The following is a 12,740-nucleotide window of genomic DNA, read 5'->3' as shown; positions in this document are numbered from 1 at the left end:
CAATATTTTTTGGAGCTATTTCCTGCAATCCACTTTATCTTTTCTTCCGCTAAAAATCGGAACAAAAGGATGCCGTTGCTATCAGGGCTAGGAATCCCAGTACACTATGAAAAATCCGCTTAAAAAACTCACTGACAAACATCCTGTACTCAAATTTTTGAGCAACAAGTACGTGCTGGTTTTACTTTTTTTCATCGTATGGATGCTGTTTTTAGATAATTATTCCTACCTCTACCACCGTCTTCTCAATCAAGAAATTGACGAATTGGAAACCAACAAAGAATATTACCAAAACGAAATTGACAAAGATAAAAAGAGTATTAAAACACTAAAGAATCCGCATCAAATAGAAAAATACGCCCGCGAAAAATATTACATGAAAAAGGACAATGAAGAAATATACATCATCGAATATGAAACGGATACTTTGAAAAAATAAAACAGACTGAAAGATTTAAGAATTTTAGGACGAGTAGGTTTCCATTTAAACTGAATATAAAATAGCTAAAGGCTAATTGCTGAAGGCTAATTGCTAAATAAAAACAACATGGCCGAGAAACTTTTTACCGACTTTGAACACGTCAGCTCCAAACAGTGGAAACAACAAATTCAGTACGACCTCAAAGGTGCCGATTATAACGACACTTTGGTTTGGGAAAGCCCAGAAGGCATCAAGATAAAGCCTTTTTATCATGCCGATGAAACACCCGAAAGTTTGTATTCGAATAGTAAGAATGTGCCGTTTCAAATTTGTCAAAACATATTCGTCTTTGACGTAGAAAAATCAGTACGACGCAGTTTAGAAACCTTGCAACGAGGTGCTGAAAGTTTGCGTTTTACAATCGAAGACAAAAACATCGACATTTCAGCCTTATTAGAAACCTTACCTTTAGAAGATACCGTTGTTTACTTTAATTTGCAATTTCTTGATTTAGCGTTTGTGCAACAAATCAACGAAATAGCATTGAAAAGAAGCGCGGCATTTTATGTGCAAATTGACCCAATCAACCAACTGGCAAAAGACGGCAACTGGTTTACAGACCTAAACACGGATTTTGATAGATTGACTAAAATAAAATCAACTTGCACATCCATCAATTTCTTGTCTATCGACGGAATGCTGTACCAAAATGCAGGAGCCACGATGGTGCAACAAATTGCCTACATCGCTTCGCATGCCACGGAATATTTCAACCGCATTCCTGAATTATCAGGTACAATTGTGCTGGAAGTTGCCGTTGGTTCCCACTACTTTTTTGAAATTGCCAAACTTCGTGCGTTGCGATTGGTCATCGACTCTATTGCTTCGGAATTTAATCCAGATCTGAAATTCTTGATATTGACCACGCCTTCTAAACGTAATAAAACGCTGTATGACTATAATGTAAACATGCTTCGTACTACAACAGAGTGCATGAGTGCGATTTTGGGTGAAAGTGATGCCATTAGTAATTTGCCTTACGACGTTTTATACCATAAGGAAAATGAATTTGGCGACCGTATTTCACGCAACCAACTCTTGGTATTGAAACACGAAAGCTATTTTGATAAAGTAAGTAACCCAGCGGATGGTGCTTATTATATTGAAAACATTACGCAACAAATGGCAGAGAAAGCCTTAGTTCTTTTCAAAGAAATTGAAAGTGCTGGAGGATTCATTACCCAATTGATTGAAGGAAGCATTCAAAAGAAAATTCAAGAAAGTGCAGCAAAAGAACAGGAGCTATTTGATTCAGGTAAAGAAGTTTTATTAGGAACCAACAAATACCCCAACAAAGACGACCGAATGAGCCACGACTTGGAGTTGTTTCCTTTTGTAAAAAGCAAGCCAAGGAAAACGCTCATCACGCCAATTATAGAAAAACGTTTGGCTGAAAAAATCGAGAAAGAACGTTTGGAAACGGAGTAAATGGACTTAAAATTTTCAAAATATCAAGATTTTGTAATTGAGATAAAAAAGCAAATCGCTAGTTCTCAACAAAAAGCAGCTTTATCGGTCAATAAAGAACTGATTTTATTGTATTGGATAATTGGCAAAATGATATTTGAAAATCAATCTTTACTAGAAGGTCGAAATAACTTTATTGATCAATTAGCCAAAGATATTAAGTCTGATTTTCCGTTTTCTTCCGGATTTTCCAGGACTAACTTATTCAATATCAGAAAATTTTATAATTTTTATGCTGATTTTTCAGTCCAACAAGCTGTTGGACTAGAAAATAATACTTTAGTCCCACACGCTGCTGGACTAAATCTATTAACCGACATTCCTTGGAGTCATCATGTTTTAATTATAGAAAAAACGAAGACTAAAGAAGAAGCTTTGTTTTATTTACACGAAACAAGGAACAACAGCTGGAGTAGATCAATTTTATTATTACAATTAAAACAAAATCTATTTGAAAGACAAGGAAAAGCGATAACCAATTTTGATAAAACCTTAAAAACAAGTCATGCAGAACTTGCAAATCAAATTTTAAAAGACCCCTACAATTTTGATTTTTTAACTTTAGAAGCTAAAGTGCATGAATTGGAAATTGAAAAACAACTCATTGAAAACATTACTAAATTTCTATTAGAATTAGGCAAAGGATTCGCTTTTATTGGAAGACAGTATCCGCTAAAAATTGGTAATAAATCCTATTCAATAGATTTATTGTTTTACCACATAAGACTACGGAGTTTTGTGGTAATTGAACTAAAAACGGTCGAGTTTGAACCTGAATTTGCAGGAAAACTCAATTTTTATCTATCTGCTGTAGATGATTTACTAAAAACAGACGAAGATAACCCTTCCATTGGTATTCTTCTTTGTAATGGAAAAGAAGGTATTGAAGTTGAATATGCTTTGAAGGATATAAATAAGCCTATCGGAGTTAGTGAATATACTTTTACGGAAATATTACCCAAAAAATTTAAAAAAAGCATCCCAACTGTTGATGAATTTGAACAAATTTTAAATCAAAAAACATGAGAAAAAACATACAACATATAACCTTAAAAAAGCAGTCTTCCAAAGAAATCCCTTCTGACGAAAAGACTTTTTTTGAAACAGCCGAAAATATAGACCTTCATTCACGTTACGCAAAGAATGAGGGTGAACCCTTAGAACACATTGGATTTGTTGCTGGAATCGCACCCCATTTACGAGGCCCCTACTCCACCATGTACGTTCGGCGGCCTTGGACGATTAGACAATACGCTGGTTTTTCAACTGCACAAGAAAGCAATGCGTTTTACCGACGAAATTTAGCCGCAGGGCAAAAAGGATTATCCATTGCGTTTGATTTACCAACCCATCGTGGCTATGATTCTGACCACGAACGCGTCGTGGGTGATGTAGGAAAAGCAGGGGTTGCCATCGATACGGTAGAAGATATGAAAGTATTATTCGACCAAATTCCGCTGGATGAAATGTCGGTTTCTATGACGATGAATGGTGCGGTTTTGCCCATAATGGCGTTCTATATCGTGGCTGCCGAAGAACAAGGTGTTGCCCATAAATTACTTTCAGGGACGATTCAAAATGATATCTTAAAGGAGTTTATGGTTCGGAATACATACATCTATCCGCCTGCTCCATCAATGAAAATCATTGCGGATATTTTTGAATTTACGAGTAAAAACATGCCGAAATTCAACTCCATATCCATCTCAGGTTACCACATGCAAGAAGCGGGTGCTACAGCCGATATTGAATTGGCCTACACTTTAGCGGATGGTTTAGAATACATAAGAACCGGGCTTGCCGCAGGAATGAAAATTGATGAGTTCGCTCCCCGACTTTCCTTTTTCTGGGCGATTGGTATGAACCATTTTATGGAAATTGCGAAGATGAGAGCCGCCCGAATGATTTGGGCAAAAATCGTAAAGCAATTTAATCCGAAAGATGAAAAATCGCTGGCTTTAAGAACCCATTGCCAGACTTCCGGATGGAGTCTAACGGAACAAGACCCTTTTAATAACGTGGCGCGAACGACCATCGAAGCCGCTGCGGCAGCTTTTGGCGGAACCCAATCCTTGCATACCAATGCCTTGGACGAAGCGATTGCTTTACCCACTGATTTCTCCGCCCGAATTGCCAGAAATACCCAAATCTATTTACAAGAAGAAACCAAAATAACCAAAACCGTTGACCCTTGGGCAGGTAGTTATTATGTAGAACAATTGACGCACGAAATTGCGCAAAGTGCGTGGAAACTCATCGAAGAAGTAGAAGAATTAGGCGGAATGACCAAGGCCATCGAGTCCGGGATTCCGAAGTTAAGAATTGAAGAAGCGGCTGCTAGAAAGCAAGCCCGAATTGACAGCAATCAAGATATTATTGTAGGAATCAACCAATACCGTTTGGCAAAAGAAGACCCGTTGCATATCTTGGATGTCGACAATCAGATGGTGCGGAAACAGCAATTGGAAAGTTTGGCTTCGATTAAAGTTTCTCGCGATAATGACGCAGTGAAACAAAACCTAGAAGCCCTTACTGCATGTGCTAAAACTGGTGAAGGAAATTTATTAGAATTGGCCGTAATTGCAGCACGAAACAGAGCGACTCTTGGCGAAATCTGTGATGCATTAGAAGTAGTTTTCGGAAGGTATAAAGCACAAATTAAATCCTTTAGTGGCGTGTATAGTAAAGAAATTAAGAACAACGAAAGTTTTGAATTGGCCAAGCAAAAAGCAGATGCTTTTGCTGAACTAGAAGGCCGAAGACCTCGAATTATGATTGCCAAAATGGGGCAAGACGGCCACGACCGTGGTGCAAAAGTAGTTGCCACAGGTTATGCCGATGTAGGTTTTGACGTAGATATAGGTCCACTTTTTCAAACGCCTGCCGAAGCGGCTAAACAAGCCGTGGAGAATGACGTGCATATTTTAGGCGTTTCTTCTTTAGCGGCTGGACATAAGACATTAGTACCGCAAGTGATTGAAGAATTGAAGAAGTACGGTCGCGAAGATATTATGGTTATCGTAGGTGGTGTGATTCCTGCTCAAGATTACCAGTATTTATTTGATGCCGGTGCGGTTGCTGTCTTTGGTCCTGGTACTAAAATTAGTGAAGCAGCGATTAAGATATTGGATGTTTTGATTGATGGGTTTTCCTCACCCCAGCCCTCTCCAAAGGAGAGGGAGCTTGGAAGCGATAATTGAACACACTAGTTATTCATAAAAAAGAAGTTTAGTAAACCGTATGGAACTAAACTTCTTTTTTTTGTGGTTTGTTTTGGAAATAATAGATTCCTACGGAATGACAAATTAGTGGGAAAATCTTTTTAAATAATAGTGTCAATTTAAACTATAAATAAGTCTTAAAAACCTGCGTACAAGTTTGTCACTCTGGAAGAGTCTATGATTATGTTGCTCTCGAAATAATAGATTCCTGCGGAATGACAAAGAAGTGGGGAGATGTTTGTAACGATAACTCTATAAGTGTTGACGCCATGTAATCGGTTCCGTTCAACACGGGCTTCATTGTTGGCGTTTCAAGAGCAACGAATCCCTAGCTGTTATGTGACGATTCTATATTCCATTTACATCCAATTCTTCAGCGGTTCGAAGCGTTAGATTAACATTTAAAGTAAAGAAACAATTTCCTCCGTCATCTACTTCGTTAAGTACTTTTTTCCAATTTGTTGCTCTATGTTCACAAAAGCAATTTATGAAAACCACTTTTTCTCCTTTCGGATTTATTGCAGCAGCATATTGTCTATTGTAATTTTTTAAACTGATTTTTTGATAAGCTTTGTATTTATTGTAATATTCAATACGTTCCAGTAAAAAATATTCTAGAAGGTCCAATTCACCAGTGCTTAATTTCGCTGGCTTAAAACTTTCAAATCCTCGATAAGTATTTGTCTTAAGAACCGCAATCTTGAACGTTTGCTGTTTTGTTTTTTTCTCAGAATCTTCACCAAATTGAGCTTGACAGCAATTTGATGTAATTAATGCTAAGAAGACTATTTTTAATAGGTTTTTCATGTGGTTTTCTGAAATGTCACATAACTTGTATATGTACGAAACAAACCTTCGCCATTACAACCTTATTTGGTCGGTAAAGCGATGGTCTTGTTTCACATTGTTGTTTTTCAAATGTAATAAAAAAAGACAACAAACGCGCCACCATCAAAAAAACCACAATAATAATCTGTTGTGGTTTTCATCATAAAAAAATACTTTTAAACAATTGGGTCTTCTTCCTCCTCATCATCACCGCCTCCACCACGATTTAAAAGCGTGTTATATTGCTCAATTAACATATTAATTTGGCGTACTACCGTGTCGTATGTTTTGGTTTCATCCACGGTAGCATAGGATTCTATCCATTTTAGGAGGGTATAATAGGTTTGGTTAAAATCAACGCGAATCATTCGTAGATTCTCATCGCTACCCTCGGCAAGTTCTTTTGTTCGGGCAATATAAGCACTGATGAATGCTTTGTTACTTTGGTCGAGCTCGTCTTTCCATACATCTAAATCAAGTAATGTAAGCGCATCCTTGAGTTCCGTTTCGGTTTCCCAATCGTCTACGAGGTTAGTAATAACGGTCGATTGTTCTTGGTAATTAAGGTCGGCAATTTCGGTGCCGTACTTTCTTAAATTTTCATCAAGCAGCAGTGCAGCCGCTTTGTTTTTGGGAATAAAGGAGCGGGTATTACCGTTTACTATTGCTAGAAAACCCACGAGTGCATTATCTCGACGAAGGTCTAATGCCACTATTTCTTTCGAAATTTTATTGCCTCGCGGCAAAAGGTACAACGCAGAAAAGGCATCGTATTGTGCTTGAAGTTGGGCTAGTTTTGCTTCAATTTTGAGTTTTACGGGGTCGTTATCTGAAATAAGTTGGATAAGAAGTCCCATGAATTGCAAATAAGCCGCATTGCGAAGCTGGCGAAGGTTGATAGAATTAAACATAACAAGATAATTAGTAAGTGAATAATTAAACTATTTTTTCAGTGTTATAAATGTAATTAATTATGAGATACGAAAATCATTTTAACCAAAATAAAAATTCGCAAACTACTTACACTGTAGTTTTTACAGGGTTTCTGGCATTTTTAAATTAAAATAAAATCCGACTGCGTTTGTTTTAAATCAATAAAAACTATGACTTTTTACCAATTAATAAATAATATTTATGTGACGAGCCCATCGGCAGCCGAGTGGATTGTAACATAATAGGTGAAAGGCTTATCGGCAGCCGAGCGTGTCATTACCTAACATGCGACAAGCTTATCGGCTGGCGGTGGGACTTTCACACGTAATTTGCTCGCTTTTTTTGCGAAAATTTGCATGAGAAAGCATCAAGAGCGTTTACCCTGTTACTATTTTTTACAAAAAAAAATAGCGCACTTTCGTACACTATTTTATAGTTCAAACTAAAAGTAGCTGTTTACAGGTTGAAAGTAGCTCCAAAGTGCAGCATAAACTGGTTGTTGTAGCGGTCGCGACCTGATGCATTGGTGTCGTACTTTGCAATTGGGGCGGATGCTTCGGTATAAACGCCAAATCCATCGGTGAAGAAATAGCGAAGACCCAAGTGTCCTCCAAAATTTCGGGAGCCAATGTGCAGTCCTGGATAGACATCTAGTTTTGGCGAAAGCCCAATTACATCGCCAATATTAGCATTAAAACGGACTTTGGCATCCATTCGGTCTTGAAAACGAGCGTCGAAGCCGTTCACTCCTTCTGCATCTAAAAGGTAAGTGGCTACGAAACCGAAGGACATGTTTTGGCCCAAGCCAAAATCGAGGGTGGATGTAATTCCCGTACCGCCGTTTTGCACGTTCATTCCCACTTGGAATTTAGTGTCGCCTTTTCCTTCAAAAGCTTGGGCATTTGCAAAGGCAACGCTTGCAACGAGGGCAAGGGAAAGTAGTATCTTTTTCATAGTATTTTTAGTCTTTTTGATGCAAATATAAGTGCATTGTGAATTGTAATGGGTTTATTTTCGTGTTAATTATAAGGACTGCATAAATGGCGGGTTGGGGTTTAGATTTTAGGAGCTAAGATACCGCTAAAGGGATTTCGATATAAAAGGTAGTTCCTTCACCCAAAACACTTTCAAACCAAATGCTTCCGTTGTTTTGTTCAATCATATCTTTGCATAAAACCAAGCCGATATGGTGGCCTTTCTCGCCCGAAGTTCCTTGACTGATGGTATGTTCGAGTTGAAAAATTTTCTTTTGCTCGTCTGGATGAATTCCAATTCCTGTGTCTTTAATGACTATTAATACACTATTGTCATTAACAATACAGCTCACAGTTATAGAGTCTCCTTCCCTACAAAACTTAATACTGTTAGATAAAATGTTGCGGAACACGACATTGATCATGTTTTTATCGGCGAGAACGCTGACGTCGTTTGTGATAGTATTCTCAACAGTCAACTGTTTTTCGATAGTTTGCGGGGTAAGTATGGCTAAGTTGCGTTCAATTAAATTCAGAATTGGAAACGACTCGGGATTTACGACCATGCCTTCCAGTTGGCTTTTTGACCATTCAAGTAAATTGTCGAGAAAGTCGGCGGTTGTAAAAATGTTTTCTTCCAATTTGCCCAAAAGCATGTCCATTTCTTCACGAGTTAAGTGTCCGCTTGTGTAGGAGTTGAACAACATTTTCAAAGTAGCAATCGGGCTTCGTAAATCGTGGGAAACAATGGAGAAGAACTTGTTTTTGACGGCATTTATGCGTTCTAATTCTGCATTTTGGTTTGTGGTCACATCGTTTTGAACGCGTAATTCTTCATTCACACTTTCTAAAGTCTGGTTCATTTCAATCATTTCAAACGTTTGTTTGGTCAAAACTTTGTTGATTTTACTCCTCTGCTTTATTTTTCTCAGGTATAAAACGAGCAAGACTAAGACAAGACCCAACAAAGAGGTGATGATGTAAATCGCTTTTTTATAGGTTAAATTTTTTGTTGAAATTACTTCGTTGTGTTTTTCTAAGGTCGTATTGTCGGTTCTCACCCGTTGAAAGTCGGATAAAATCACCTCATTTTTCAGTTTCTGAATATTCAAACTGTCTTTAGCATCAATATAACGGGATTGGAATTCAAACGCTTTCCTGTAATTACCGGCTTTTTGTTCTATTTCAATTAAAATTTGAAGTGCAATTGTAGCTAAGCCTTTCGATTTCATAGCAACGGCATTATCATACGATTCTTGAGCTGCTTTTCGGGCTTGGTTATACCTTTTTAGACCCAAATAACTACTTGCCAAAGTACCTAACACGACCGTTTCTTGGTACTTGTTTTTAGTTATTTGATTTTTTTCTAAAGCAATTTGCAAGGCTTTCTCTGCCATTTCATACTTTTCTTGTTTCAAATACAATTCGCCAAGTCCTAAGTTTGCCAAGCCAATTCCGTTAATATCGCCCAACTTTTCTCGAAGGGCGAGACTCTTATTATAGTACTCTCGGGCTTTATCATCTTTGTCTAACTTCCTGCTTGAATTTCCTAAGATGAAATTTCCGTAGGCAATACCAGCCTCGTCACCCATTTCTTCATAACTTTTGAGTACTTGACTAAAATATTGGTCGGCAACTCGATACTCCTTTAAATCATAATACAGCGAACCCAAATTAATATAGGTTTGATTGAGACCGTTTTTATTATCAATTTTTTTCCAGACGTTAAGTGCGAGTTTGTAATTTTCAATTGCCTTTTTAGGGTCGTCAAGTCGGTCGTAAGTATACCCAATACTTACATAAGCCCGTCCTTGTGCTTTAAATATCTTTTTATTTAAGGCAATAGTAAGTGACTTATTAAAGTAATACATAGCACTGTCGTACTCTGTTTTTATGGCAAACTTCATCCCCATATCACAATAAGCCAAGGGTATAATCGAATCAATTTGAAACTTCTCTGCAATATCCCGCAACTTTTTGGCATAGGTATATTTTTTATCCAAATCAACCGCCGTGTACGCGTTTGAAAGAAGACGCAATGTAGGTATCTTATTTACTTCCGATTTCTCTTTGCTCAATGCCAAAAGTAAACTGTCAATAGTTTTATTTTGAGCATTCAAAGTTTCGTTTCCTCCCAAATACAGGATAAGAAATAGAAGGAAATATTTTAAAACTGAGGATTGGATCTGCATATAAATTAAAGTAGGAGTTATTTTATATCAACAAGTCATTTATAGCGAAGCTAGACTTTTGTTTAAAGATACCAAAATTATTGTTTTATTTTTTATAAGTTAAAAATAAAAATGCTTTTTTCCAGTAGCTATCCTAAGGTGAATTCAAAATAGCTAAAACAAAGTACATCTAAAAAAATATATCCGTTTAAGTATTACAAATTAATGCCTTAATGGAATCTTTCACCACGGGAAGCCTTGGCCCTTCCCTAAAGTAACAAATAATTTAGATTTAGATGTGAAAAAATTATAGAAACCTCCAACCACGTTATTATGAACCTGCTAATTCATTCTCTTTTTTTGTTGATAAATAGATTTTCTAAACCCATAAATAATTGTATTTTTACGCTTCAAAATTCAATAGAGTAAATGGGTAAAATAATAGCGATTGCCAATCAAAAAGGCGGTGTTGGAAAAACAACAACATCAGTCAATTTAGCAGCGTCTTTGGGTGTTTTAGAGAAAAAGGTGTTACTGATTGATGCGGATCCACAAGCGAATGCAAGTTCAGGCTTGGGTATCGATATTGAAACCATTGAAATTGGAACGTATCAAATCATCGAACACAGTCATCCACCGCAAGATGCGATTATCAAATGTTCGGCTCCAAATGTAGATATTATTCCAGCCCATATTGACCTTGTTGCCATCGAAATCGAATTGGTAGACAAAGAAAATAGGGAGTATATGTTGAAAGAAGCATTGGCACCCATTAAAGATTTATACGATTACATCATTATTGACTGTGCTCCATCCTTGGGATTATTAACTTTGAATGCTTTGACAGCCGCTGATTCTGTTGTTATTCCTATTCAATGTGAATATTTCGCTCTTGAAGGTTTAGGAAAATTATTGAATACGATTAAAAGTGTACAACGCATCCACAACCCTGATTTAGACATTGAAGGCTTACTATTAACCATGTTTGATTCGCGTTTGCGACTTTCAAACCAAGTGGTTGAAGAAGTACAAAAACACTTCAACGATATGGTGTTTGACACCATAATTCAGCGAAATGTGAAGTTGAGTGAAGCACCAAGTTTTGGCGAAAGCATCATTAATTTTGACGCAACAAGTAAAGGAGCGGCCAATTATTTGAGTTTAGCTCACGAAATTATCAAGAAAAATTCTTAGTTCATTTTATGACAAAAGCAATAAAAAAACAAGCATTAGGAAGAGGATTATCTGCCTTATTAAAAGATCCTGAAAACGATATAAAATCAGTTGAGGATAAAAATGCGGATAAAGTGGTGGGAAATATCATTGAGCTTGAACTTGATGCTATTGAAATCAATCCGTTTCAGCCGCGAAGTAATTTTAACGAGGAATCGTTAAAGGAATTAGCAACTTCCATTAAAGAACTTGGCGTTATTCAACCGATTACTGTTCGAAAAATGGAGTTTAATAAATTCCAGTTGATATCAGGAGAACGACGTTTAAGAGCTTCTAAACTTGCAGGTCTAAACGTAATTCCAGCGTACATAAGAATTGCAAACGACAACGAATCTTTAATCATGGCTTTGGTGGAAAACATCCAGCGTCATGATTTAGACCCGATTGAAATTGCACTTTCCTATCAAAGATTGATTGATGAAATTCAACTGACACAAGAACAAATGAGTGACCGTGTTGGGAAAAAACGATCTACAATCACAAATTACCTTAGATTATTAAAACTAGATCCGATTATCCAAACGGGAATTCGCGATGGTTTCATTTCGATGGGTCACGGTCGTGCCATCATCAGCATTGAAGATTTAGATGTTCAAACGGATATTTACCAAAAAATTCTTAGCGATAATTTATCAGTTCGGGAAACAGAAGCCTTGGTGAAAAACCACCAAGAAAGTTTAAAACCTAAACCGGCTTCAAAAGCAAAAACGGCTAGTTTTGAAGTGGAAGAAACAGAGAAAAAAGCAATCACCAATTATTTTGGCACTAAAGTCGATGTAAAAGTAGCTGGAAACGGAAAAGGAAAAATTACGATTCCATTTCACTCCGAAGAGGACTTTAAGCGTATACTCAAATTAATTCAAAATTAGTGAAGTCGCTTACTTTCATATTGTTTTTTACTTTTAGTTTAGGGCTTTCTGCTGTTTATTCGCAAACAAAAACGGATGAATTACAGATTGTAGCCGATACAATTATCCAAAAACCTATTAACCCATTGGCTCCTGCAAGAGCGGCTTTTTATTCAGCCATTGTTCCAGGATTAGGGCAAGTTTATAATAAAAAATATTGGAAAGTCCCTATTGTTTTAGGTGCGGTTGGTGCGGGAGTGTATTTTTATTCAACAAATAACGACGAATACCACCGCTATCGGCAGGCTTACAAACAACGACTGAAAGGATTGGACGACGAATTTAAAGGCCAATATTCTGATGCGACACTTATAAATGCTCAAAAAGGATTTCAGCGAAACCGTGATTTATCTTTAGTTATTACAATTGGTTTATACGTCTTGAATATCGTTGATGCCAATGTTGATGCACACTTAAAGCAATTTAATGTTAGCGATGACCTGTCTTTTCGACCAGAGGTATATCCTACCGATATCAATCAACAGCAAAATGTAGGTTTGACAATGACCTATCGTTTTTAATAC

At 37.0% G+C, this 12,740-nt stretch carries 11 protein-coding genes; 7 read left to right on the top strand and 4 right to left on the bottom strand.

Annotated elements, in window-relative coordinates:
* Positions 1-106 precede the first annotated feature (106 nt).
* The 4 genes from ACQ5J2_RS07990 to scpA all read left to right on the top strand — a co-directional run bounded on the left by ACQ5J2_RS07990 (position 107) and on the right by scpA (position 5,148).
* Positions 107-439, top strand: a complete 333-nt coding sequence (locus ACQ5J2_RS07990; protein ID WP_432673209.1) for an FtsB family cell division protein — start codon at positions 107-109, stop codon at positions 437-439.
* 108 nt (positions 440-547) lie between these two features.
* Positions 548-1,909: a methylmalonyl-CoA mutase subunit beta gene (locus tag ACQ5J2_RS07985; RefSeq protein WP_432673208.1), complete on the top strand. Its 1,362-nt coding sequence runs from the start codon at positions 548-550 to the stop codon at positions 1,907-1,909.
* Positions 1,910-2,974, top strand: a complete 1,065-nt coding sequence (locus tag ACQ5J2_RS07980; RefSeq protein ID WP_432673207.1) for a PDDEXK nuclease domain-containing protein — start codon at positions 1,910-1,912, stop codon at positions 2,972-2,974.
* The gene (scpA, locus tag ACQ5J2_RS07975) at positions 2,971-5,148 is read left to right on the top strand and encodes a methylmalonyl-CoA mutase (RefSeq protein WP_432673205.1); all 2,178 of its coding nucleotides are present in this window, start codon (positions 2,971-2,973) and stop codon (positions 5,146-5,148) included. Before ACQ5J2_RS07980 ends, scpA begins: the two co-directional genes overlap by 4 nt.
* Before the next feature lie 369 nt (positions 5,149-5,517).
* Here the strand turns inward: scpA and ACQ5J2_RS07970 are convergent, their stop codons facing one another.
* The 4 genes from ACQ5J2_RS07970 to ACQ5J2_RS07955 all read right to left on the bottom strand — a co-directional run bounded on the left by ACQ5J2_RS07970 (position 5,518) and on the right by ACQ5J2_RS07955 (position 10,096).
* The gene (locus ACQ5J2_RS07970) at positions 5,518-5,976 is read right to left on the bottom strand and encodes a hypothetical protein (protein WP_432673204.1); all 459 of its coding nucleotides are present in this window, start codon (positions 5,974-5,976) and stop codon (positions 5,518-5,520) included.
* A 197-nt stretch (positions 5,977-6,173) separates the two neighbouring features.
* On the bottom strand, positions 6,174-6,908 hold the full coding sequence (locus ACQ5J2_RS07965; RefSeq protein ID WP_432673203.1) for a DUF6261 family protein: 735 nt from the start codon (positions 6,906-6,908) through the stop codon (positions 6,174-6,176).
* Positions 6,909-7,386: 478 nt separating this feature from the next.
* Positions 7,387-7,884 carry a DUF6646 family protein gene (locus ACQ5J2_RS07960; RefSeq protein WP_432673202.1) on the bottom strand — a complete coding sequence of 166 codons (498 nt, stop codon included), beginning with the start codon at positions 7,882-7,884 and terminating at the stop codon, positions 7,387-7,389.
* A gap of 115 nt (positions 7,885-7,999) precedes the next feature.
* Positions 8,000-10,096, bottom strand: a complete 2,097-nt coding sequence (locus ACQ5J2_RS07955) for a tetratricopeptide repeat-containing sensor histidine kinase (RefSeq protein WP_432673201.1) — start codon at positions 10,094-10,096, stop codon at positions 8,000-8,002.
* A gap of 408 nt (positions 10,097-10,504) precedes the next feature.
* Between ACQ5J2_RS07955 and ACQ5J2_RS07950 the strand changes: the two genes are divergently transcribed.
* Genes ACQ5J2_RS07950 through ACQ5J2_RS07940 form a run of 3 tightly spaced genes read left to right on the top strand, consistent with a single transcriptional unit; the run spans position 10,505 to position 12,737 of the window.
* Entirely contained in the window at positions 10,505-11,269 is a 765-nt protein-coding gene (locus ACQ5J2_RS07950; RefSeq protein ID WP_432673200.1) for a ParA family protein, read from the top strand.
* An 8-nt stretch (positions 11,270-11,277) separates the two neighbouring features.
* Positions 11,278-12,177, top strand: coding sequence for a ParB/RepB/Spo0J family partition protein (locus tag ACQ5J2_RS07945; RefSeq protein WP_432673199.1), 900 nt, complete (start codon positions 11,278-11,280; stop codon positions 12,175-12,177).
* Positions 12,177-12,737 carry a DUF5683 domain-containing protein gene (locus ACQ5J2_RS07940; RefSeq protein WP_432673198.1) on the top strand — a complete coding sequence of 187 codons (561 nt, stop codon included), beginning with the start codon at positions 12,177-12,179 and terminating at the stop codon, positions 12,735-12,737. The genes ACQ5J2_RS07945 and ACQ5J2_RS07940 overlap by 1 nt, the downstream gene beginning before the upstream one ends.
* Positions 12,738-12,740 lie beyond the last annotated feature (3 nt).

It is taken from the genome of Flavobacterium sp. SM2513, assembly GCF_050908145.1.
In the GTDB taxonomy this organism is placed as follows: domain Bacteria; phylum Bacteroidota; class Bacteroidia; order Flavobacteriales; family Flavobacteriaceae; genus Flavobacterium.
The sequence above is the reverse complement of the archived record's forward strand: the minus strand, read 5'-3'. Positions and strand labels throughout refer to the sequence as shown.